19 protein-coding genes and 2 pseudogenes are annotated in these 22,303 nt (G+C 54.7%); 11 read left to right on the top strand and 10 right to left on the bottom strand.

Annotated elements, in window-relative coordinates:
* Positions 1-252, top strand: a 252-nt coding sequence (locus B9Z50_RS18035) for a hypothetical protein (protein WP_233249923.1), incomplete at its 5' end; no start/stop codon positions are given.
* A gap of 135 nt (positions 253-387) precedes the next feature.
* On the top strand, positions 388-1,374 hold the full coding sequence (locus tag B9Z50_RS17085; RefSeq protein ID WP_108365957.1) for a S9 family peptidase: 987 nt from the start codon (positions 388-390) through the stop codon (positions 1,372-1,374).
* Positions 1,375-1,466: 92 nt separating this feature from the next.
* On the opposite strand, the gene B9Z50_RS17080 is transcribed toward B9Z50_RS17085, so the two are convergent.
* The 3 genes from B9Z50_RS17080 to B9Z50_RS17070 are packed head-to-tail and all read right to left on the bottom strand — an operon-like array spanning position 1,467 to position 2,683.
* The gene (locus B9Z50_RS17080; RefSeq protein ID WP_158270706.1) at positions 1,467-1,991 is read right to left on the bottom strand and encodes an MFS transporter; all 525 of its coding nucleotides are present in this window, start codon (positions 1,989-1,991) and stop codon (positions 1,467-1,469) included.
* Positions 1,992-1,996: 5 nt separating this feature from the next.
* Positions 1,997-2,371 (bottom strand): hypothetical protein, encoded by a 375-nt coding sequence (locus B9Z50_RS17075; RefSeq protein ID WP_108365955.1) that lies wholly within the window; start codon positions 2,369-2,371, stop codon positions 1,997-1,999.
* Positions 2,372-2,374: 3 nt separating this feature from the next.
* A complete protein-coding gene (locus tag B9Z50_RS17070; protein ID WP_108365954.1) occupies positions 2,375-2,683 on the bottom strand; it encodes a hypothetical protein in 309 nt (102 codons plus the stop codon).
* Between the two features lie 344 nt (positions 2,684-3,027).
* Between B9Z50_RS17070 and B9Z50_RS17065 the strand changes: the two genes are divergently transcribed.
* From B9Z50_RS17065 to B9Z50_RS18030, 3 genes and pseudogenes are all read left to right on the top strand, one after another.
* Complete coding sequence (locus B9Z50_RS17065; protein WP_108365953.1) at positions 3,028-3,747, top strand: aldolase; 720 nt, start codon at positions 3,028-3,030, stop codon at positions 3,745-3,747.
* A 64-nt stretch (positions 3,748-3,811) separates the two neighbouring features.
* Positions 3,812-4,477, top strand: a complete 666-nt coding sequence (locus B9Z50_RS17060; RefSeq protein WP_108365952.1) for an SOS response-associated peptidase — start codon at positions 3,812-3,814, stop codon at positions 4,475-4,477.
* Between the two features lie 130 nt (positions 4,478-4,607).
* A pseudogene (locus B9Z50_RS18030) lies at positions 4,608-5,588 on the top strand (tripartite tricarboxylate transporter substrate-binding protein).
* Positions 5,589-5,802: 214 nt separating this feature from the next.
* Here B9Z50_RS18030 and B9Z50_RS17045 read toward each other — a convergent pair.
* Positions 5,803-6,486, bottom strand: a complete 684-nt coding sequence (locus tag B9Z50_RS17045) for a Crp/Fnr family transcriptional regulator (RefSeq protein WP_158270705.1) — start codon at positions 6,484-6,486, stop codon at positions 5,803-5,805.
* Between the two features lie 113 nt (positions 6,487-6,599).
* On the opposite strand from B9Z50_RS17045, the gene B9Z50_RS17040 reads away from it, so the two are divergent.
* Genes B9Z50_RS17040 through B9Z50_RS17030 form a run of 3 tightly spaced genes read left to right on the top strand, consistent with a single transcriptional unit; the run spans position 6,600 to position 10,615 of the window.
* Entirely contained in the window at positions 6,600-7,568 is a 969-nt protein-coding gene (locus B9Z50_RS17040; protein ID WP_108365948.1) for a tripartite tricarboxylate transporter substrate-binding protein, read from the top strand.
* Between the two features lie 33 nt (positions 7,569-7,601).
* Positions 7,602-9,173: a sulfatase gene (locus B9Z50_RS17035; RefSeq protein ID WP_108365947.1), complete on the top strand. Its 1,572-nt coding sequence runs from the start codon at positions 7,602-7,604 to the stop codon at positions 9,171-9,173.
* Positions 9,170-10,615, top strand: coding sequence for a sulfatase-like hydrolase/transferase (locus B9Z50_RS17030; RefSeq protein ID WP_108365946.1), 1,446 nt, complete (start codon positions 9,170-9,172; stop codon positions 10,613-10,615). Before B9Z50_RS17035 ends, B9Z50_RS17030 begins: the two co-directional genes overlap by 4 nt.
* 533 nt (positions 10,616-11,148) lie before the next feature.
* Here B9Z50_RS17030 and B9Z50_RS17025 read toward each other — a convergent pair.
* The 5 genes from B9Z50_RS17025 to B9Z50_RS17000 all read right to left on the bottom strand — a co-directional run bounded on the left by B9Z50_RS17025 (position 11,149) and on the right by B9Z50_RS17000 (position 18,076).
* Entirely contained in the window at positions 11,149-13,392 is a 2,244-nt protein-coding gene (locus B9Z50_RS17025; RefSeq protein WP_199221785.1) for an esterase-like activity of phytase family protein, read from the bottom strand.
* Positions 13,393-13,711: 319 nt separating this feature from the next.
* Positions 13,712-14,881 (bottom strand): DUF1501 domain-containing protein, encoded by a 1,170-nt coding sequence (locus B9Z50_RS17020; protein WP_158270704.1) that lies wholly within the window; start codon positions 14,879-14,881, stop codon positions 13,712-13,714.
* A 2-nt stretch (positions 14,882-14,883) separates the two neighbouring features.
* A complete protein-coding gene (locus B9Z50_RS17015; RefSeq protein WP_108365943.1) occupies positions 14,884-16,365 on the bottom strand; it encodes a DUF1800 family protein in 1,482 nt (493 codons plus the stop codon).
* Positions 16,366-16,589: 224 nt separating this feature from the next.
* Positions 16,590-17,120 carry a PAS domain-containing protein gene (locus tag B9Z50_RS17010; protein ID WP_108365942.1) on the bottom strand — a complete coding sequence of 177 codons (531 nt, stop codon included), beginning with the start codon at positions 17,118-17,120 and terminating at the stop codon, positions 16,590-16,592.
* A 734-nt stretch (positions 17,121-17,854) separates the two neighbouring features.
* A complete protein-coding gene (locus B9Z50_RS17000) occupies positions 17,855-18,076 on the bottom strand; it encodes a TIGR02450 family Trp-rich protein (protein WP_108365940.1) in 222 nt (73 codons plus the stop codon).
* A gap of 675 nt (positions 18,077-18,751) precedes the next feature.
* Here B9Z50_RS17000 and B9Z50_RS16995 point away from each other — a divergent pair.
* The 3 genes and pseudogenes from B9Z50_RS16995 to B9Z50_RS16980 all read left to right on the top strand — a co-directional run.
* Positions 18,752-19,213 carry a DUF6641 family protein gene (locus B9Z50_RS16995; RefSeq protein WP_108365939.1) on the top strand — a complete coding sequence of 154 codons (462 nt, stop codon included), beginning with the start codon at positions 18,752-18,754 and terminating at the stop codon, positions 19,211-19,213.
* A gap of 33 nt (positions 19,214-19,246) precedes the next feature.
* A complete protein-coding gene (locus B9Z50_RS16990) occupies positions 19,247-19,642 on the top strand; it encodes a hypothetical protein (protein ID WP_108365938.1) in 396 nt (131 codons plus the stop codon).
* 373 nt (positions 19,643-20,015) lie between these two features.
* Positions 20,016-20,480: pseudogene (locus tag B9Z50_RS16980) on the top strand (DUF3418 domain-containing protein); the annotation flags it as partial.
* A gap of 164 nt (positions 20,481-20,644) precedes the next feature.
* On the opposite strand, the gene B9Z50_RS16975 reads toward B9Z50_RS16980, so the two are convergent.
* Positions 20,645-21,457 carry a 4-hydroxy-tetrahydrodipicolinate reductase gene (locus B9Z50_RS16975; protein ID WP_108365936.1) on the bottom strand — a complete coding sequence of 271 codons (813 nt, stop codon included), beginning with the start codon at positions 21,455-21,457 and terminating at the stop codon, positions 20,645-20,647.
* Between the last annotated feature and the right edge of the window lie 846 nt (positions 21,458-22,303).

Genomic DNA, 22,303 nt, shown 5'->3' with positions numbered 1-22,303 from the left:
CAGCCTGACCGCCTCCATCTTGAATTCCAGCGTGTACTTGGCCCGTTTCCTCGTTTCACTCATCTCGTTCTCCTTGAACTGATTTTTAACCATCAGCTAAGCAGTACGTTTTTCGGGGGCAAGGTCACTGCGTTGAGTGGGCGGCTCACTGGAATCCTCGTAATGGTGGTGCCTGGTGGGGATCATGACCTGGGCAAGAACTTTGTAGGACTGCTTCTAGACCAGTGGTTGGATAACAGCCAGCTCAAATGAGTTAACAGATCATCGGAAAAGTTCGATACTCGGCGGGTTGGATGAATAAAAATTTGCAAAGAGTTGTCGCTATAGAGCCAAAAACATCTGGATCGCCAAGGCTCTACCCCTGGAAAAATCGTTGAGGTAAAGCACATGAAATTTCTCAAAGCACTGCTTTTTGGCATCTCTCTGTCAGGGTCGTTTTCTGTTCTGGCTCAGTTCGTTCAATTGGATGCCAAGCAGTGCAAACCGGATGCGATCAAGCGTCCAATGGTTGTTGGGATGGCTGTGCAAGGAGAGTTGTCAGGCTTCGATCCATGTCATTCAAGTGTGTCTTTCAAAATTCCTCCAACAAGTGAAGGGGCTAAAAAACCGCCTTTGCTGATTGCGGTTCATGGTGGCGGAGGAAGAGCAGATGCAGAGGCCATCACCAATGCCTTCTTCGCAAGCGGAATGGCCACTCTGATTTTTGATGCCTACAAACACAATGGTGTTCCTCCACGAACGGGCAACGCTTACAGGCAAATGATGCTCTACAAAGTTGCCCTTCAAGCCTATCAGTGGGTTTTAACGCGTGAGGATGTCGACGTTCAACGGATCTATTTTTATGGCATCTCCAATGGCGCATCAGTGGTCATCAACTTAGCGTCTGTTGTAGACCCGAAGCATGTGCAGGGTGTTTTTTCTGAGGCACCAACCCCAGTTGGGATTGGTTATCCGTGGGAGATCCAGGTACCTGTGCTCATTGCATTTGGCAAGGAAGATGATTTGGCTGCTCGCTTGGGCCAACGACGTTGGATGATCTCTGACCCCTGTAGGTTCAATGTAAAAAGTACAGATGTGCCAAGCGGAACGGCTGATCAGTGCAGTCAATCAACCCCCTCAGGAACAATGATGACAACCCTTCAATGGGCTGAAAAAGTCAAATTAAAAAACAGCGCCTTGTTAGAGGTCCAGTACTTTGATGAAGTAGCGCATGGCGCATTTATTGGGCCATTGAAAGTTCAAACAGCTCAGCAGTTTGCCGCAAGTAGGGGCTTTCAAATGCCGGCGGATATGGGATGGAGTGAGGGAGGGACGCCTGTTGGTCAAAAAGCACTTTTGAATGCAGCCTTGAAATTTTTTGGAGTTTCAAGGTGACTCAGCACATAGCAGAAAAGCGAAAGCAGCAAGGCCTGCGCGCAACAGGCTGCCCCTGAGGATGTGCATCCGCATGGTCAGCTATCCTCGACTTAATGTCGAGGCGGTGATGGAGGCTGAACTTGAACCTTGGCCCGCGCCGTCGCTGGCAAGCTCAAGGCCATCAGCGCGCCCAACAGGTTCACGCCAGCGGCAATGCGCATGGCTTGGTCATAACTCTGGGTCTGGTCGTACAGCCAGCCCGCCAGCACCGGCAGACTGATGGCCGCGATGCACCAGGCAATGTATATCTGCCCAGCCACCCGGCCAAAGGCATTGGGGTGCCAGTAGCGCGCAATGGCTCCAGCCGTCAGACCCGAAATGAAGCCATAACCGTAGCCGATCAGCGTCATGGATAGGACCGCCATGCCTGGCCCCGGCCAGCTCAATAGCAGGCAGGACCCACTGAGGGCGATCAGGTGGGCCATGCAGGCCAAGCGAGGCACCGCGAAACGATCAATGAGCCAGCCCCCACCTATGCGGGCAGCCGCAATCGCACCGGTGATGAAGGTGGTGCCTCCAAGTGCAAACAGGCTTTTCGCGCCATAGGCCTGCAAAATGTCAGCGGCCTGGCTCATCACCATCAGGCCCGCCGATGCTGCGAGAAAGAAAACCGTAAAGAGCCGGGCAAACAGCCCCAGTTGCGTGCCTGGCTGTCGGCTGCGCTCGCGCCAGGGTCTTGCATGCGAACCTGCGCACGATGCCAGAGCATGGCAGCGATGGCGCAGCTGGTCAGTACCGTGATCGCGAGACCCGTCAGGGTAGCGCGCAGGCCAAATGCCTCGATGGCCCAGCCAAAGACCGGTGCGCCCAGCATGGCCCCCATGGGGTACAGACTCACCACGTAGCCGTTGGCCAGTCCGCTCATTGGGCTGATGGTCTGATTCGGACCCTGTTGCATCATGATGAAAGCTACCCCGCCGCCCAGTCCGAACAGCACGCCGTAGCCCAGCAGCAAATGCTAGATGCCCTGTGCAGCGGCGCAGATCAGCAGGCCAGAGGCGCTGAGGGCGCCGCAAAACAGCAAAAGGGGCACGGGTGCGAAGCGGCGGTACAGGGCGGGTCCCATGAGCATGCCGATCGTGAGAAAGATCGATGCCATGGAAAACACAATCGCCATCTCGGCCCGGCCAATACCCCGCAATGCCTCCATCGGTTTGAGGAAGACTGAAAACGCATAGACAGTGCCGAATGGCAGATTCACCACAGTGGCCGCCGCCAGGACGAGTGCCCCTGGGCTGATGCCTCGTGAGGTGGGGGAATCGCTCATCGCAGCCCGGAGAAAATGCCGCGATCACGACAAGAGAGATCCGGCCAATTGGACAAGACGGGATGGGGCATGCGTTGCATTTTCATTTTTTCAGAACACCAGTCTATCCGACTGAATGAGGCGTGCATGCTGCATCGCCCCTGATGTCGTGGCGGCTTGTGGGTTGAATTGGCGCCTAGGCATTGGGCAAGACGAAGCCTCCATCGAGCCAACGGCATTCTGGCCAAAGAAGCAGCCGTCTTCCATCTTGTAGGCACTCTTCCAGTATTCTTCGATGCATAGTTTGGAAAAGCGAAGCCAGCGTGACCCACTGCCCACAACACCATTGATGCCGGAGCTATCTCATGCAAGCCCATGAAACCTTTGAAGCCCTTTTGCCCCTGCGCGCCGATCTGGCGCTGGCCTTGCGTGCTGCTGCCCATCAGGGGCTGAGCGAGGGCGTGTGCAACCACTTCAGCGTGGCCGTGCCCGGTCGGGCCGACTGGTTTTTGCTCAACCCGCGTGGCCTGCATTGGAGTGAGGTGCAAGCGGCGGATATCGTGATGTGCAACGCAGCGGGTGAGCAACTGGCGGGCCCACACCCGGTGGAGCCCACGGCCATGTTCATTCATGCGGCGGTGCACCGCATTGCGCGCAAAACGGTTGTGTTGCACACCCACATGCCTTACGCCACCGCGCTCACCATGACAGCGGCGCGTGCCTTGGATACGACCCTCTCGCAGACCGCCATGCGTTTTCATGGTCGCCTGGCGGTGGATGCGAACTACAACGGCTTGGCCTTGGACATGAGCGAAGGTGAGCGCATTGCCCACGCCATGCAAGGGGCGGATGTGGTGTTTCTGGGCAACCACGGCGTCATCGTCTGCGGTGAACGCGTGGACTACGCGTACGACGACCTTTACTACCTGGAGCGTGCCTGCCAGGCGCAAGTGCTGGCGGCCTCAACAGGTGTGACTTTGATGCCAGTGGACCCAGCGCTCGCTGCGCGTGTGGCGGAGCAGACCAACGGCGAGCGACTTCAGTCGGAGCTCTTTTTCGCCAGCCTGCGACGCACGATCAGTTGAGTTTATGACGCGGCACGAAAGAGATGGGTCAGATCGTTCGTTATTTTTATTCTGAATTCTGCGCATGTGCACCAACTTCACGCCAACCCAACGCGCCCCATGGGTCAAGGAAAATCTCGGGGTCGATTTGCCCACGGGCTACCCCGTCGAAGCCTATCCGGGGTACGCCGCACCTTTGGTGGTGAAAAGTCACAGGTCCGGTCGGGTGGCCTGTGGTTTAGCCAGATTCGGGTTGATCCCTGCCTGGGCCAAAGACGACAAGATCAGCCGTCACACCTACAACGCCCGAAGCGAAACGGTGGCAGAAAAGCCGAGCTACCGCACCGCATGGCGACAACGTCAATGGGGCCTGGTGCTGGTCGATGACTTTTACGAACCCAGCTACGAAACAGGCAAGGCTGTGCGCTGGAAGATCCAGCGGGCCTCGGGCGATCCGTTTGGCATCGCTTGCCTCTGGGATCGTTGGAGAGAGCCCGCTACAGGGGCGTGGGTGGTCAGCTTTTCCATGCTCACCGTGAACGCCGACGAGCATCCCGTGATGCGTCAATTCCACAAACCGGGCGACGAAAAGCGTACGCCCGTCATTATTGCCCCTCGTTTACACGATCAGTGGCTTTCAGCCGATGCGACTCAGGCCGCTGAATTGATGACGTGGGCGCACATGCCGGATTTGGTGGCCATGGCCGCACCATTGACCAGCCTTGACCATGTGGCAGCAGAAGGCACATAACCTAACAACATGCGCCCTAATTGGCGTGCCATGCGGCAATGCAGTGCGATGAGTGAATACCCCCAGTCACTGTCTTCAGTAAAGGGATTCAATCTATTTCTTTATGACGTAACCCAAGGAGTTGCAATTCATGACCACTCGCAGCCAAGTGATGCAAGGTGCTGCTGCCAGTATGTTGGGCTTGACCCATTTGCCGAATTTTGCACAAACCCGCCTAGAAAATTTACGCATCATTGTGGGCTTCCCCCTGGGTGGGACGACCGATGCATTTGCCCGCCGGATTGCTGAGAAACTCCGTGGCACTTACGCCAACAATGTCATTGCGGACAACAAGCCTGGTGCCGGTGGCCAGATTGGTGTGACCACCCTCAAGTCCGCGGCGGCTGATGGTGCCCACATTTTGTATTCGCCCGCCTCCATGCTGACGATTTACCCGCATTCGTACAGCCGGCTGAGTTATGCCCAATCCGATGTCGCCCCCATTGGCATTGGTCACTCCACGGACCACGCGTTCGTTGTGGGGCCTGCAGTTCCCGATGCGATCAAGAACATCTTGGACTTCGTTTAATGGGCCAAGGCCAATCCAGGCAAAGCCAGCATCGGTAACCCTGCAGCGGGCTCCATGCCTCATTTGCTGGCGGGTCGCTTGGCCATATTGGGTGGTTTTCAAATCACCAACGTTCCTTTTGCGGGTTCTGGCCCCGCTATTCCACAAGTCATGGGTGGTCAGCTCGCGGGTATGTCTTCGCCCTTGGGCGATTGGGTGCAACACCATAAAGGCGGCAAGATCCGGATTTTGGCTACATCTGGCCCCGATCGGGCGGTGTTCACCCCCGATGTGCCGACTTACCGCGAGCAAGGGTTTGGTGAATTACTGGTTCGCGAATGGTTTGGCTTCTTCGCACCCGCAGGGGCGAGCGAGGCGGTCAAGCAGAACCTGAATGCTGCGCTGCGCCTGGCCATGGGCCAGCAAGACATCCGTGACTTTGTCACTCCGTTGGCGGCTAACTTAGAGGCCAGCACCAACGCCGAACATGCGCGACGTCTTGCCGATGACTCGGAAATGGCGCGGCGACTGGTTGCAGCGCTTTGTTTCAAGGCTGATTCTTAATCTGACTGGAATACGGCCATTCGCGAAGTGGCCGTTGTTGACAGTTGTATTTTGCGCACAAGGCCTGCGGTCAGAATGTCATGGCCGACTTGATCCAGTTCTATAAAAACTGGACAAGTCAGGGCGCTTTGGAGATGAAGGTGCTAGAAGACATGGAGACGGTTTCTGATTGGGAATGCCAACGGGTAAGCATTTCATTGGCCATATGAATTGTTCAATTTGCAAGGGCTTGAAGCGCCGTGGTGTTGAGCACTTCAACCCATTTTCGGCCCAACAACACAATGCCATCGCGCTCCATTTTTTTCAAAGCCAGCGATGTCTTGGGACGGCTGACGCCGCAGCTCGCGGCCAGTTGTTCATGGGTTGCTTGGATCAGCAGTCGCCCATCGGTTCTGCTCGGTAAATTCATCACAATGCGTGACAAACTGGCGCTCAAACGGGCCGGCACGTTGCGGGCAAAACCGGCTCGTTCACGTGCCTGAACTTCGCGCAAACGCAGGCCCAAAAAGCTGACCAAAAGGACCATCATTTGAGGGTCACGAAGCAAGGCTTTCTCAATGTCCTCCACAGGGATCCATTGGATCGTCGAGGCCTGAGCTGCGACCAAATCGCTGCCGCTGGGCAAGCGATTGAACAAGTAGGACAAAAGCGCGATCTCCCCCGGGCCAAATGCAATGGGCACGATTTGCCCGCCTTGCTGGCCTGGAATGTGGACCACGGCATTGAGACGCCCACTCATCACAAAAGGCAAGTGGGCAACCGCATCACGGGTGTTGATCAAGGTTTGCCCCACTGACACGCGGTGTCTAGGGCGCTGTGCCAAGTCCACGGGCCGAGACAGCGCATGGGCCAATTGGCGTGCCAAGCTTTGGCTGTTGCGCCACACCGGGTCATTCATGGACGGTTCAACATTTTCGCTAAGGGTCATCCCTAAATTGTTACCGAAGTAACTGAGCGGGACAACACGCGAATCCAACATCCGTCTGTTCTTTACTTCACGGAAGTTACGCCATGAGCCATCGCCGCCACGCCCTCAGTTTGATTGCCGCCACCAGCCTGCTCGCCATGACCCCAAGTTGGGTGAATGCACAGGCCAAACCGCTAAAGATCTTGGTGGGCTATCCTGCAGGCGGCGCGGTGGATGTGGTGGCGCGACAAGTGGCCGAAGAAATGCGCGTTCTGGGATACAACGCGATCGTGGAAAACAAAACAGGTGCAGCCGGGCAACTGGCCCCAGAGGCCATGCTGGCGGCACCCGCCGATGGCAGCACCGTGGTGCTCATGCCGGGTGGCAACGCGACCATTTTTCCGCACGTCTATCCCAACTTGCGATACAGCATGGCGGATTTGAAACCCTTGGCCAGTGTTTGCTCATTCGCTTTTGGTTTGGGTGTAGGCCCAGGCACGCCAGCCAAAACACTCAAAGAGTTTGTGGATTGGGCCAAGGCCAATCCAGGAAAAGCCAGTTATGGCACACCCGGCGCTGGCACGGCCATGCATTTCATGGGCGTGATGTTCGGTCGACTGGCTGGTATAGATTTTCAGCATGTGCCCTACCGTGGGGGCGCGGCCGCTATGACGGATATTTTGGGTGGCAACATCCCAGCACTGGCGACCACCTTGCCCAATTTGGTGACACACCACAAGTCGGGTAAGTTGCGCATTTTGGCGTTTTCGGGTGACCAGTCATTGCCCGGCTTGCCTGGGGTGAGCACATTCAAAGATCTGGGTTATCCAGATCTGCGCATCACCGAGGTCTTTGGCCTGTTTGCTTCCAGCAAAACGCCTGCTCCGATGCTGGCGGAGCTTGAAAAAGCCATGATGACGGCGGCCAAGTCACCCCGCTTGGTGGCGGCCATCGAAAAATTGGAATTCGGCTCTGAGGTGCTCAATTCGGCGGATTTGAGTCGTCAACTCAAAGCAGACTTTGAGCGCTGGGGCCCCGTGATCAAGGCAACAGGTTACACAGCAGACAAGTGACAAGTGACACCTGAAAACTGAGTCTCCCCGCACATGGAAAAGCCCAATATTTTGTTGATCATGAGTGATCAACACCGTGCTGATTGTTTTGGCTTTGAAGGGCGGGGCGTCAAGACACCGCACCTGGATTTGCTGGCCCAACAAGGCACCCGATTTTCGGCGTGCATCACGCCGAATGTGGTGTGCATGCCTTCTCGCAGCGCATTGCTCACCGGGATGCTGCCGCTCACCAACGGCGTGCATGACAACGGGATCGATCTGGATGAAGCCCTGGCTGAAAATGGTTTTGCAGGTTCGCTGTCCAGAGCGGGCTACGACACCTGCTTCATTGGCAAAGCCCACTTTTCCAGCAATCACTCTTATGGCAATCGCCCCACCGGCCGCTGCGAAAACATTCCCAGCTCACACCAGTTTGCGGACGATTGGCATGGCCCTTACATGGGGTTTGACCAAGTTGAACTGATGCAACTCGGGCACAACTACTGGTTGCCAGAGCGCCCACCTGGCGGCTTGCATTACGAGCGTTGGTACCACGCAGATGGCATGGGCGATGTGAAAGATGCGCTTTACAAGCAAGCGCTCGCCCCGTTTACGGATGCGGCGCAAACCCACAACAGCGCACTCCCAACGGCTTGGCACAACAGCACTTGGGTGGGTGACCGCACCGTGAGTTTTTTAAAACAGCAAGGGCTTGAGCAGCGCCATGCCCGGACTTTGGCCCAAGCGCCGAAGCCCTTTTGCGCTTGGGTGTCCATGGCCGATCCACACCACCCTTTTGACGCACCAGCGCCGTGGTGCTGGATGCACCGCCCCGAAGATGTTGACTTACCTAAGCATCGAAGCCTGGACTTGGACCGACGGCCATGGTGGCATCGTGCAGCGCTCGAAAGCACTCCAGGCGGCACGCCGGAGAGTCGGAAAGTCCGGCAAGAGTATTCGCGCATGAAATTTGAGACTGATGCCCAACTGCGCGACATCACGGCCAATTACTACGGCATGGTTTCACTTGTGGATCACCAAGTGGGCCGGATTCTCGCTGCACTGCAAGAGGAAGGTTTGGCCGACAACACCTTGGTCGTGTTCACTTCCGATCATGGCGAGTTGCTGGGTGACCATGGCCTGATGCTCAAAGGCCCCATGCATTACGAAGGCCTCTTGCGTGTCGGACTGGTGGTGCGTGGCCCGGGCGTTGGCGCAGGCCAGGTGGTGCAGGATCCTGTGTCAACTTTGGATTTGGCGGCCACGTTTGGCGACTATGCAGCCACGCCCATCGGCACTGCTGTGCACAGCAACAGCTTGCGACCCTTGCTCGAAGGCCAGTCCCAGGCGCAGCGCGATCACGCCTTCAACGAGTGGCGCTTGGGCACTTCGCGCTGCGGCGTAGCGCTGGACCTGCGCACAGTGCGCACGCAAACCGCCAAGCTCACGCTCGAAATGACATCGGGCGCCGGCGAAATGTACGATCTGTACAACGACCCCCATGAGTGCAACAACTTGTTCGATGACCTCAATGCACGAGGCTTGCGCGAAGAGCTGATCCAGCGATTAATGAGCCGTCCTGACGACATCTTGGAAAACCTGTCGGATCCCGTAGGACCTGCATGACAAAACAAGTTTGCAATACGTTGATTTTGCTCACCGACGAGCAAGACGCACAGGTCATGGGATGCGCTGGTCACCCCTTTGTCACCACCCCTCACATGGACGCTTTGGCGGCAAGAGGCACACGTTTCACCAACGCTTTCACCCCTTCGCCAATCTGTGTGCCTGCGCGAGCGGCATTGGCCACGGGCCGATGGGTGCACCAAACCGGCTATTGGGACAACGCCATGGGCTATGACGGGCGCATACAAGGCTGGTGCCATGATTTGGCCCAAGCGGGTCAGCGAGTTGAGTCCATCGGCAAGTTGCATTACGTGAGCGAAACTGCGCCCACGGGTTTCACGCGGCAGCATCAGCCCGCTCACCTGGCGGCAGGCATTGGCCAAGTCTGGGGCTCTGTGCGCAACCCTTTGCCCGATGAAAAACGCCCACCGTTCCTTTTTAACGCATTGGGGGCAGGGGAGTCCAGTTACAACCGCTATGACATGGCCAGTGCAGAAATAGCGGTGGCGTGGTTAAAAGAGCGAGCTGCCGAGAAAAGCTCTACACCTTGGACATTGTTGGTTGGTTTTGTGGCGCCACATTTCCCATTGGTGGTGCCACAAAAGTACCTCGATCAAATTGACTTTGACCGTATTCCTGAACCCCGCTTGCATCCGGATCACGGCCATCCCAGACATCCCTGGGTGCAGCGGCATGCCGACCTTTCAGACCCTGACCAAGAGTTGGGCTCGGTTCAGAGACGTCGCGAGGCCTTGGCTTGTTATTTCGCCTTGGTCAACTTCATCGACGAGCAATTTGGCCAGGTGCTAAAGACCTTGAAGGACACCGGATTGGAGGGCGGCACCCGTGTGATCTTCTGCAGCGATCATGGCGACAACCAAGGCGTGCGCGGCATGTGGAACAAATCGACGCTTTACCGTGAGGCCACGCATGTGCCCATGGTGGTAGCAGGTCCGGGTGTTCCTGAAAACCACCTCTGCCACACCCACGTCAGCTTGATTGACGTGGCACCCACTGTGCTGGCCAATGCGGGTTTGGCGCCTGACAAGGACCTGCCGGGTCGCTCTTTGGTGGAGGTCGCCAACTCGCCTGATGACCCTCAGCGCCTGGGATTCAGCGAGTACCACGCTGTGGGCTCTCCCAGCGCAGCGTACATGCTGCGCCAAGATCGCTGGGCGTATCACCATTACGTGGGATACCCTGCAGAGTTGTTTGACATCGTTAATGACCCAGGTCAAACCACAGACCTCGCTTCAAACAGCGTGCACCAAGAAGTGTGCTGGTATTTTGAAAAAATCCTGCGCCAAAAATTCGACCCGCAGGCCGTTGATCGGCAGGCCAAGGAAGACCAAAATCGCTTGGTTCAAAAATTTGGTGGACGCGAAAAAGCTTTGAAAATGGGAACACCAGGGGCAAGCCCTGTACCCGCCAATACCTTGTGAGGCAACACACTGGATCAAATCGTTTTCGGCTTCATCAACTGAAGGTCCAAGCAGCCAAGAAAACGGTCAGCAACACCCCAAACGTCCATCACCGCATGAAGTTGGCTCGAACTTTGTGGGTGCAAATTCAAATGGCTCGATCAACGGCAAATGGCACGAGATTCAACTCGACCTAACTCCGCTCAGGGACGGACGAACAAGAGGGGCGCCGCAGTGTGAAGAATCCCCATCATGTGCGCGCGTGGTGGTGGCCCACCGAAGCCAACCGGCTGGCCTTGAACATCCGGTAGGGTGCTCGGAAGTTGGAAATTAGCAAGGGCAAAACCGCCGTGGAAATTGAGCTTGCTTTGTCAGTACCAGTGTGGTGTGGGTAGCTTGCACTTGGTATTTAGTTTGTTGCCCTTGCAAAATTTATTACATGCCAGCGCCCAGCGCTGATCTGAGTTCGGAAGTCGCTTAAGGCCGGAGTTTGTGTCAATCTCGCATTCAAACCCGTCACACCTGCCTCCAACACGGCAGGTGTGATCGCCAATTCAACGCAAATTGGACAATTTCCCCAGCCGGATGAACTGCGTCTCGCCATTCGTGCCATCCACACCATCGTTGTCTGTGATGAAGAACGCATTGCCTGCGGCATCGATCGCAAAACTCTCCACTTTGTCGAGCACGATACCTCGTGGCTTTTGCAGTTCGGGCACCAAGTCGCTTACCAGGCGTTTGCTGATCACTGGCACTTGTTGGGCACCCACATCGGCTGGCACCAGGCCGGCCACAGAAAAGCTGTGGAGTGTTTTGAAAGATTGGTCGCCAAATTGGTTGTCCCTCTCAATCACCACCAATTCATTCGGGCTGAGTGCCGTGATCTCTGACAATCCGACCCAGCCACCCGCTGCAGCTGATTTGCTCAATGGGTAATGCAGTACCCCCCATGTCTTCTGGGCAGGGCTGTAGCGCAAAATTTTGGCAAAGCCTGAAGGATCGTTCTTCCATTCACGTTGAACAGCAATCCAAACCACCTCTTCTGCGCCAGAGCCAGTGCGTGTGACACCTTCAAATCCAAAGCGAACCGTATGGTTGTTGAGTGACCCTGGCAATTCAATTTCTTCTTCAACGTTGCCTTGGTTAGAAACACGCAAAAGCAGGTTTTTTGTTGGACCTGATTTTTTGTTGGGATCTCCTTCTGATGCAATCCAGAAGCTGCCATCAGCACGTTGAGAAATGCCTTCTGCGTCATAGCTGGCTGGCTTTGCGCCTTTGGTGAGGGTGATCTCTTTGGTGATGAGCGCCGGGGTGGCGTTGGCGTCAATTTGCAAAATACGAGTGGTCGAGTAAGCGCTGTCCGTCACAGCCCACAGTCGGCCAGGCTGTTGGATGTCTGCCGAAGTCCCAGAGATGGCGCCCCAAGCCATCGGTGTCCCTTCAGGTGTGTCTTTCGACATCAGTGTGGGGTAATTCGCCGGCGCGTTGCTGCGCTGGTAAATGGAAACGGACGCGCGTGCAGCACCATCTGTCTCAGATGCCACCACCAAAAGATGACGCTGTGGTATTGCCAGCAGACCCTCTGGGCCTGCGCCAGCGGGCAGCGCTTGCAAAAACTGGGGAGCTTTTCCGGGGCCCATATCCAACCACACGCTGATCAGGGAGGAGCGCTCGGAGCCAATGAAGATCAATCGGTCCTTTCCAAATACACCCACCTCTGCGCTCTCGGGCTCATTGCCTTTCGCGCCAGATCGACGTTCGGGGTAGTGACCCAGACGAATGGCGAGGTGGTCAAGAAATGCGCCGCTGTCAAACTCCACTTTGCCCTCGGTATTGATGATGGAAAAGCCGCGGGAGCCTCCTTTGTAGTCACCTTCATTGGCTGTCACAAAGCGTTTGTCATCGAGCCACGCCACGGCATCGGGCTCGCGCAGCAGGCCCGTGATGGATTCTGTTGGGGAGATAACGCCATCGCGTTTGCGATCGATTTGATTCAAATTGACCGACCCAGCAGAAAAGTGGCGGAACACTGTTCGCTTGGCCACATCGATGAGGACGAGGTGGTTATTTTCCTGCAAGGACACCACAGCGAGCCCCTTGTCATTGACCTTGACAAATTCTGGCTCTGGGTCGGTGGGGGCGATGTCTGCAAGCCCTGTCAGGTTTATGGGGTGCGCTCCAGTGCAGTCTGGCACGCCATTTTTGATGGGAAGAATGGTCACGTTGCCAGCAGGCAGTTGGGGCAGGGCGCCCTTGTTGAGACCCTCATCACGCTGATTTTCCAAGACCACCACAATGTTGCGGCCCAATTTATCAAGCGCGATCGAGTCCGGTTGGCCTTGCAGATTGCATGACTCCACCACCTTGCGGGTGGCGATGTCGATCGTTACCAGATGCCCCTCGGGCTGGAAGAAGAGTTTGGAGGCATCCACAGCCGCCACGATTTTGCGATCCAAGAAAACTACGGAAGTGGGCTCACCTTCCACAGGTATAAAACCAGCGGCTTTAGGGGTGTCAGGCTCGGTGATGTCAATCAGGCCAATGCCCTTTTGTTCGCCATCGGTATAGGCCAAAAGGCGGCCATCCTGACTGGCTGCGACGATTTCGGCGACCGACTTTTTGCTGACAGTCCGGCCAGCCGATACGTTACGAAACGATTCAAAGGTCGCAATGCGATTGAAGTTCTGTGTCTGAGCTTGAGCATGCGCTGGAATAAAAGCCTGCATACAGGCAGCAGCCAATGCTGATGGAATGAATAAATGGATTCGTTTCATCAGATTTACCTCGGGGTGACACATGTCGGGAATTACAAAAAGATCCCGTTCAAACTATCTTCCCAATGTGTCAATCGCATGAACTCGTCAAATCTGTTGGGTCAGCAAGGCACGTCAGCACGAGGTGTTGAGACTTTTGTGATTCAGGCATATGTTCCCTGGGGTGCTCACTACAGGCTGTAATTGATAACGTTGGACAGCATCAAGGACACCATTGCCCGCCAGCGTTTAGGTTTGCTGCAGCCCATGAGCAGGGCGTTGTGGAGCGCTCAGACTTATGTGTCCTGTTGTGCGACAGCGCAAAAAGTTCTGGCCGTGTCTGTTTCGATGGCTGGAACACCAACTAAACGCCCAACAAGCCATTGAGCAATGGACTTGTTTTGTGTTCCAGCACACCTGCGTTCGCCAAAGTTTTGGGCGATAGCGCGAAAACGCGTTCCAGCACTTTGGCGTACACAGCGGTGACATCGATGGTCGCGGGCAAGTCGCGCTCTTCAAAGAGGGCGGATTTTTGCAGGCCACGCCAATCTGCGTAAACCTTGGCTTGCGTCACCAGCCCTCCGGCCAGAAAGCAGCAACTTCCGACGCCATGGTCTGTGCCATTGGTGCCATTTTCGGCAGCTGTACGCCCAAACTCGGTGATGGTCAGCACCAAGGTGTTGTCCCATTGGCCGCCCATTTCGTCTCGAAAAGTCGTCATCAATTGGTCCAGATCGCGTAACCTGTCGGCATGGTTGCCTTGCTCTGCACCCTGGCTCGCGTGGGTGTCGAAACCGTGGGTCATGTCGATCAGGCCCACCTGCGGTCCGCTTTCCAATCGCATGGCAGCTGCGGCTGATCTGGCCAAACCCTGCATAGAACGGGCATTTTGAAAAGATACTCCGTTCATGCTGTTCAAGGATTTGCCCAAATTGGCTTCGCGGATCACCTCGCTGTAGGCATTGAGCATCGGGTCGTTGGCCCACATGTTCGCAACAGCCGCTAGGTCTTGGTCGCGCAGCGCCGGCATCCAATTGGGAAACTGGGTGGTGGCCCTGTCGTGACCGCGCAGGATCAATGGCATGGGAATCGAAATGGCCACACCGCTATCGACTTTGGCTTGCTCCATCGCACGACCGATCCAGCCTGAAGTGGACACATAGGGTTTCATGACCCCGGTTTGCATGATGTCCTGGCCCTCGAAGTGTGAGCGGCCTGTGTATTGAAAACCCGTGCTGTGTACCACGGCCAATTGGCCGGCTTGCCACAGGCTGTGCATACCTTCAAGTTGTGGATGCAGCCCAAAATCGGCATTGAGCCTGAGGGATTTCTGGATCGCAATTTGGGGTCTGATGGTGTTGTATTGCGCATCGCCCACCGGGGGGACGGCAGTCAACCCGTCCATGCCGCCACGCAGCAACACCACCAGCAAGCGGGGCTTGCCAGACTGACCCTGGCCCCAAGCTGGCGCAAACGCAGCAAAGCTCAGGCTGGTCAAGGCAGCGCCTTGTTTTAAGAACATGCGACGCTTCATGATCAACTCCACAGCAAAGTTGGGCTGGCTAAATAGGCGACCCAAGCCAGTCGCATATCGGCCTGTACTTCGGGCTTGAGCAGCAGCTGTGCAGCCGCTTCTTGCGCCGGCACATCCCGCTGGCATCCGGCCACGATGCGGCGCAGGGCTTGCTGGGCCATGCCTGTGCGGCGTGACATGTTTGCCAGAACGCCCAGCACGCGCAATCTGCGGTCGAGCATTTCCTTGGAAATCCAGTCCGTTGATCGAATCGGCCACCCGTTGGGTTGAGGGCACCGGGGTAACTCCTGGCCCAGATCTCCCAGTAAAAACGGCGTCTTGATGCCTGGGGTGCTTTTGGTGATGGGTACAGTTCGCGGAGGCTCCGTGCCTGTCAGTGTCAGGACCTGCAAAAACCAGGTTTCTGGTGAGACAAACTTGCGTGTGTGCTCCAAGTGTGTCCAGCAAGCCTCAATGACGGCCCGGTGCACTGTGGGAAGGTCACCTTGGCTATTGATGAAAGCTTCCTTCACACGGGCAATTGCAGCGGCAGGGGGAGCGTCGTCCAAGAAATACACACACAATTTGGTGGCCAAGTGTTCTGCAGTGGCAGCGTGAATGGCCAAGTCGCTCACCAAATCTTCGAGCTTGCCAGAGGGCTTGAAGAATGCGGTGTACTTTTTGCCCAGGACCTCCTGTGAGCCGGGTTCATGCCGGTCAAAGTCAAAGTAGGTGCCCAACTTTTGCCCTTTGTGCCATTTGTCGGGTTTCATGTCACGCCACCCTGTCAGGATGAGTGTGGCGCCTTCCACATCTTTCTGGGTGTACCCAGCGCGTGGGCTAAGGGTGAACAATTCCAGCAGTTCACGCCCCAGGTTTTCGTTGATGCTGTCTTTGGTCCACTTCTCCCGAGCTGCTTTGGAGTTGGGGCCCGTGTTGCGGTTGTTGTCCAAGTACACCAACATGCCCGGGTGGGTGACCGCATGCAACAGCATCTCCCTGAATTTGCCCAACATCAAGGGCCGCAGGGACCTCTGAAAAGGGCCCACCAGGGTGTCGTTGTTCTGGTTGCCAGGCGCCACCATGAAATGGTTGGACCAAAAATGCCAAAAACGCTCGAAGACAGGGGCCTGCCCGTACAAGGCCGTGGTCTCTCGGGCCTGTACTTCTTTCCAATGCTCAAGGCGAACAAAGGGTGTGAAAACCGTGCGCTCGCGTTCTTCCTGAAAGTCTTTGGTCGAGAGTTCTTTGGCTTTTTCAAACGACAAGCGTTCTGTGCGTTGGTGTTGCTCAAATGTGCGCATCACCTCATCCATCGACCACAACAAACGCATGTCGGCCGGCAAGTCTTGTCGACGCTTGCCATCGGGGTCCAGAACGTCAATCGGAGGCAAAGCGGCAACTTGCGCGCTGGCCCAAGCCACTGGATTGGCAGGCAATGCTTGATCACCGGGCACACCAAACGCCACACGCCTTGTGAATTTGGACACCAAACTGCTTTGCATGTTGAATTGCCTTGGAGTGCTTAAAAGTCAATCGAATGTAGCCATGGCCCGACTCTTTTGAGCGTGTCATGTCAATTAATATAACTGAGCTACATTTTGAATGGTCTTGCTCAGCAAAGACTTGCAAATTAGGGCGACAGATTTTTATCGATGCTTTTGTACGTATTGAACGCCCTGCCATTTTTCAAAAACGATCGTGGCGTCGGGTAAGGCACTCGTTCAGCTCAAGCCCCTTGTAATTTCAAGACCCAATTTTCATAACTTGAATTCGCACTGGCTAACGCAGCCCGCAAAATGGCAGTGGACGCTTCAATGGCATCACGGGTGCCTGCTTGACGTTCCGCGTTCAACATCTGTTGGTACAACTGGGACACTTGAGGCAATGCTTGGCGATTGGGTTTTCTGCGTACAGAAAAATAACCAATGACATTGCCATTTGTGTCGTGTGAAGGGGTCACGTTGGCAAAGACCCAATAAAACGAGCCGTCTTTGCAGAGGTTTTTGACAAAAGCAAACACTTCTCGGCCCGCTTGCACTTCATCCCAAAACAGCTTGAACACCGCCCTCGGCATGTCTGGGTGGCGAACAATATTGTGCTGAATACCTAAATATTCATTTTCGGAAAAACCAGAGTAATCGTTAAATGTTCGGTTTCCGTATGTAATTTTTCCTTTGATGTCTGTTTTGGAAATGATCAGCGCATCATCGGTCATCACTTTTTCGTTTTGCGATGGAACAATATTTTTGTATTTCATAAAAGGGAGAGTCCACAGATGGTGTGGAATTCTCTGAACTTCAATGAACTCGTGTTTTGACGGATATCAACCAGAGTCGATTTACCCTGCGCGGGCTGCGGCCCCAGGGGCATGAATTCGGTCACTGTATTTGGCAGATACGGTGTGGGTGGGTGGATGGCTGAGATGGATATTGGTGCCGCATCTCAATTCCCATTGTTGATCGCTGCTCAGCAGTTTCATCGGTTGAAGCTGATGTACATCACTATGGGCAGCGTCCTGGGAAGTACGAGACCGAGGCCTCAACTTAAACCAACGGGCCTGTATGAAACCCGGGGCGATTCACAGGTGTTCATTGCCTGCTTTGCAAAGTAAATTTGTGCAAATGTAAGATCCACAATTGATTGCATGCTTAAACCCATTTGTAAAAGGTACTTGCTGTGAAAGTCGAAACCAAATCAAAATTTCCATTGCTGCCATTGTTGTTCTCAATCTTTAGCATGATGGTTGTTTCATCCGCTTTGATGCCGTCAGCATGGGCTCAGAGCGGAAAAAAACAAATGTCATGCAAGTTGCAGTCTGACAAAGTCAAGGGCAAAGAGCGAACTTGTATATACGTGTGCGAAGACAAATCGATCGAAGGGCGTACCCGCAAGCCTGAAAGCTCTTGCCCCTCGTCCATAAGCAGTACAAGAAGTTAAAAAACGGGTATTGCTTTCAAGTGGTTGACATTGCGTGAGTCCAGTCAACTGCCCTCAAACCCAACCCTGCCGCCACACGCTGTCGTCCTTCAGCTCCCGCCAAGCAATGACCTGAACAGCCTTGGAAAACACCGCCTCGATTTCGACCTGTTCAATGGGGTCGGTGGGCAGTTCGGGTTGAATTACCCGGCTGACCAAAAAGTGTTTTTGCTTGGCCACGGGTTTGACCGCGGTCCATTTGCTCAGCAGCAGTTTTTTGGGGTTCAGCGGGTTCATGGCTTGCTTTGCACTTCACGCGCCACCGCATCGGCCAGATCGATCACCGCCATGGCGTAGTAGCTGGACCAGTTTAAAGTGTATTAAATAATTCAAAAGTACGATTCTTTCAACATGCCGCAGGGTGCCAGACACTGTCCGCAATATCTTCATTCAAGGTGGTTTAAGCCTGTTGCAGCTTGGCCATTGTGCAGGGCAGGGCGCTCCAGTGCAGGCAGTTCGTGTGTTCCAGCCAGTATCCAATTCGCATGCCATTACTGGTGGTGCATTTGTAGCTAGGCCCCACAATCTTTGTGCTGAAAATATTCGTTCGTTTCTTGAGTCAATTGGCCAGCAACCGCCAACAGCATCCTTCTCGGGTAGTGACTACAAGTCTCCGCTACCGCTCGGAATTTCCGTCCCTGCGAACACCACTGTCCAGGTTTAGGGCGTCATTGCAACTGAGTGACGCAGCTCTTGTTTCTCGGTAGATATCAACGGGCCTCATCTGTGATTCGTGATGCCCGTCACTTTTATTTATCACCGTGACAAAACCCACTACTAAAACTGGCTGTTTTTGATGGGTTGTCCAATGTCCCGCCAAGAGCTCGGGATACCAAGCCCATGCGGTTGCCCTGACCCCGTGGTTGATCACACAATTGTCTGTGCTTTACAAACATTTGAAAGGAAAAGCACATGTCAACTACAACCTCAGCAACAGCCACGTTCCTGCAATCACTCAAGGTCACAGCGGCCAAGAAAACAGTCAGTAACAACCCCCAAGTGCTGCGCCGAATGAAACTGGCCCGTAAGTTGTGGGAGCAAATCCAGTTGGCCAAAAGTCAAGCAGATGGAACTCAATTCACCATGACCCGGTTCCGCTCAGTTGTTGATCCTGATGGCGGTCGCCGCAGTGTGGAAATAGCCCGCCGTGTTCGCGCATGGTGGTGGACCACTGAGGCCAACAAGCTGGCCTTGAACATTCGCTATGGCGCTCGCAAGTTAGAAATCAGCAAGGGCAAAAGTGCTGTGGAGATTGCCACTGTGGCTGACTTGGTACCCACGCTGGAGCTGATCAAACAGGCTGTGGAAGCTGGAGAGTTGGACGCACAAATCGAAGCCGCCGCCCTCAAACTGCGTGAAGGCTTTGTGAAATAAATTGGCCGTGGGGGTGTGACGATAAATATTTGTATGAACAAATATCTCGTCACCCTCCGGATCCGAGGCCAGCTGGTCAAGACTGCTGTGCATGCCAACTCAGCCACTCACGCAAGGCTGCTGTGCCAATACCAATTTGGCATGGACTGCGTACAGGTGGCCCCCACCCAGATTCACAGCGAAGGGCAAGGCTACCCACTGCTGGATGACCTCATAGCCGAGTCACCCCCGAGTATTAATCCTCAGGCCTCCAAGCCCCCCAAGACCGCAGCCATCAAACCCTTCAAGCCACCCACACCTGAGCAGATGAGGGTCACACAGTTAAAGGCCAACGTGGATCGCCAGAAAGAGGCCCTCAAGCGTGAGCGTGATACCCAAAAGCGCAAGCGAGAGGCCGAGCAGGCGCGCCGGGGGCAGGGTGGCTACTGATCAGGATCACTTCGCTGGCCTCAAGGCACTGGCCGAAATGTACAAAAATCGCCGGAAATCAGGGTATTTGCCCCGAAATACGAGCTATTTTGAAAACTAAGGCCACATGCCTGACAGGCTATGCAGAAATACTTTTTTATCAAACCGATACGCCGTGTCATCTGAGCTCTGCTGGAGGCATTCCCGCCAATGTCTTATAGCTAGAGTTTTTAACCCAAAGCCATGCCCAACAATCTCAAAGTCATTACTGACAACTACATCGATACACGCATCATCAAGCGAGTGGCCATCAACGGTGTGGAATTTGATGAGGAATTTCTTGCAGGTCTTTTTGCCAAGCACATGAACCAGCGTGGACATCTCAAGCAGCCACCGCATCGAAGAACGCCGTGGCCGCCTCACCCTGATTGCCAACGAAGTGGCCCGGCTGGCGGGCACCACCTTGCTGGAGTTTGGCGCGGCTACCCGTAAGATCAAAAAAACCAAAAACGCACTCGACGCGAAGGCATACTGCATCCAGCAACTGCAACGCCTGATGCCCAAAAACTTCATGGCCGCCACGCCGTGGCCGCAGCTGGAGCACTGCGCCTGCTACCTGAAGGCCATCACCTTGCGCCTCGATAAATACCGCGCCGACCCCACCCGCGACGCCCAGCGCCTAACCGAGATGAAACCCCAAGAACAACGCTATTGGTGCCTGGTGGCCGAACGCAAAGGCGCGCAAGATGCCCGCATGCTGGAGTTCCGCTGGCTACTCGAAGAGCTGCGCGTTAGCTTCTTCACGCAAGATTTGCGCACCCCCCAGCCGGTCAGCATCAAACGGCTGGAGAAGGCTTAGGGGCAGTTGAATCATTGAGGGGTTTCATTTCCTGAATTTTAAAAATACCGACGATTGAAAAAATACTGATTCTCATTTCATACAAAGAGTCATCAACAAAATGGCTGATAACACTTCGTCAGCAAAATCGCTGCTGGAATTCCAAAGAAGGAGAATGAATTGAGTCAGTTGGCCCAGAATTTCCACCAAGGTTTGGTCTGGGTCTTAGCCAACTCTTCTTCTTCGTCCTTCAAGTGGAAGAAGGGCAGCATCAAGTCTTCCATGGAGTAAAAGCCCTTGCTCTTGTTTTGTAATTGTTTGACCGCAAACAAGATGCCGCTGCCAAAGGCTTCGCGAGAAATGGATTCGTGCTTCAAACGGACCGTTTGAAAAGGAAACCCAAACAAAATCTCGTGCGTACCGATGATGCCGCCGGCACGAATGGTCTTGATCTGGCTTTCAGGCAGCTCCAGCTGCTTGGCGATGACCTTGGCCGTGCCCGACACTTCGGGCTTCATCTTGAAATGTTCTTCAATGATCTCGATGTCGGTGTAGGGCGCGATGGTCTTCAAAATCTTGGCTGAAATCATCAAAAAGTTGATGCCAATGGTGATGTTGGGCGAATGCATGACCACGGTTTGCGACGCGAGTTGTTTCAGCTTGGCCAGATTTTCTGGTTGGTACTGCGACACGGCACTGATGATGATGACACCCCGTTGGGCCGCTTCTTGAGCGTAATAGTCCAAGCCTGTTTCGCCAGAGAAGTCGACGATGACATCCACGGGAAACTGATCGAGCAACTCGGCAGCCGTGAACTCGGTTTTGGAGTAAATCTTGCCGAGGTCACCTGACTTCTGGCCTAAATACTCTGACACCGTTCGGTGCTCGAGCAAACTAGATTGTCTGATCACCCATTGGAGCTGTGTCAACTCTGAGTCCAATAGGACCGATGCTACGGCTCGTCCTGTTTTGCCAAATCCAATAAGGCCTACGCGCATGGGGGCTCCTTGATGCGGGACACCAGTCCCTTTGTTTGTTGAAAAAACCTGAGTCCAGGTCTCGAAAGTGCTGATGGAAAAAGTGTACTGATCAAATCAGAAAAGTACGCATGCGCCGCTTGTGGAGCAAGGTCTATTGGGCGGGTTTTGACAGGACTGCTGGCGTGAATGTGTGTAGTGAGTTATCCATTCATCGCGACCTGCCAAGCTAGATTCAGTTTGCCGACGATCGGAAATTATAAAGGTCGATTTCTGACGTAAATATTTGAATCGCCTTGGATTTGAAAGGTGTTGCTCAAACCCAGCGTTGCCCCCAAACGCCATCCTTGCGAAGGTCCCGCCAGGCAATGGTCCGGGTCGCATTGGCTTCAGTCGCTTCAGTCTTCTCACGCCATGGGATCGGTCGGCAAGTTCGGCTGGATCACCCAGATGACCAAAAAATGCCTTTGTTTGGCCACAGGTGTCACCACAGTCCATTTGGTTAACAGCAGTTTCTTGGGGTTTAAAGGGTTCATGGCCTGAGATTGTGGGTGAAAAACCTGACTGGATGGATTAGCCTGCGTTTACGTTAGATCCCAGTGTTTTGGAAATGTTTTGCTATGAGATCTGCATGAAGTGGCAGCCTGTTGCTTCACCTCCCCCTCATGGAAAACACATGTCTGATGCCATGCTAATCGCCTGAATGACCCATGCAGGCTTCAAATAGAACAACTGGCTTCTGAACCTGCCCCTGTTTGACGTACCGCTTAGCCACTTCATTATGCGGCCTTCAATTGCTGTGCCGCGTCCCAGCGTTTTTCAAACTGCATCGGACTGACGTAGCCCAACGTGGAGTGCAACCGCCGG

This window comes from Limnohabitans sp. Bal53 (assembly GCF_003063355.1).
GTDB lineage: Bacteria > Pseudomonadota > Gammaproteobacteria > Burkholderiales > Burkholderiaceae_C > Limnohabitans_A.
Note: the sequence above shows the minus strand (reverse complement) of the source record. Positions and strands in the feature narration are given on the sequence as shown.

Excerpts from the sequence above, each read along its gene's own strand:
- B9Z50_RS17070 (WP_108365954.1), bottom strand. The coding sequence starts at position 2,683 with ATGAGCGATTCCCCCACCTCACGAGGCATCAGCCCAGGGGCACTCGTC.
- B9Z50_RS17045 (WP_158270705.1), bottom strand. The coding sequence starts at position 6,486 with ATGAATGACCCGGTGTGGCGCAACAGCCAAAGCTTGGCACGCCAATTG.
- B9Z50_RS17085 (WP_108365957.1), top strand. The coding sequence starts at position 388 with ATGAAATTTCTCAAAGCACTGCTTTTTGGCATCTCTCTGTCAGGGTCG.
- B9Z50_RS17000 (WP_108365940.1), bottom strand. The coding sequence starts at position 18,076 with ATGAACCCGCTGAACCCCAAAAAACTGCTGCTGAGCAAATGGACCGCG.
- B9Z50_RS17015 (WP_108365943.1), bottom strand. The coding sequence starts at position 16,365 with ATGCAAAGCAGTTTGGTGTCCAAATTCACAAGGCGTGTGGCGTTTGGT.
- B9Z50_RS17060 (WP_108365952.1), top strand. The coding sequence starts at position 3,812 with ATGTGCACCAACTTCACGCCAACCCAACGCGCCCCATGGGTCAAGGAA.
- B9Z50_RS17025 (WP_199221785.1), bottom strand. The coding sequence starts at position 13,392 with ATGTGTCACCCCGAGGTAAATCTGATGAAACGAATCCATTTATTCATT.
- B9Z50_RS17080 (WP_158270706.1), bottom strand. The coding sequence starts at position 1,991 with ATGAGCCAGGCCGCTGACATTTTGCAGGCCTATGGCGCGAAAAGCCTG.
- B9Z50_RS17065 (WP_108365953.1), top strand. The coding sequence starts at position 3,028 with ATGCAAGCCCATGAAACCTTTGAAGCCCTTTTGCCCCTGCGCGCCGAT.
- B9Z50_RS16995 (WP_108365939.1), top strand. The coding sequence starts at position 18,752 with ATGTCAACTACAACCTCAGCAACAGCCACGTTCCTGCAATCACTCAAG.
- B9Z50_RS17020 (WP_158270704.1), bottom strand. The coding sequence starts at position 14,881 with ATGAAGCGTCGCATGTTCTTAAAACAAGGCGCTGCCTTGACCAGCCTG.
- B9Z50_RS17040 (WP_108365948.1), top strand. The coding sequence starts at position 6,600 with ATGAGCCATCGCCGCCACGCCCTCAGTTTGATTGCCGCCACCAGCCTG.
- B9Z50_RS17030 (WP_108365946.1), top strand. The coding sequence starts at position 9,170 with ATGACAAAACAAGTTTGCAATACGTTGATTTTGCTCACCGACGAGCAA.
- B9Z50_RS16975 (WP_108365936.1), bottom strand. The coding sequence starts at position 21,457 with ATGCGCGTAGGCCTTATTGGATTTGGCAAAACAGGACGAGCCGTAGCA.
- B9Z50_RS17010 (WP_108365942.1), bottom strand. The coding sequence starts at position 17,120 with ATGAAATACAAAAATATTGTTCCATCGCAAAACGAAAAAGTGATGACC.
- B9Z50_RS17035 (WP_108365947.1), top strand. The coding sequence starts at position 7,602 with ATGGAAAAGCCCAATATTTTGTTGATCATGAGTGATCAACACCGTGCT.
- B9Z50_RS16990 (WP_108365938.1), top strand. The coding sequence starts at position 19,247 with ATGAACAAATATCTCGTCACCCTCCGGATCCGAGGCCAGCTGGTCAAG.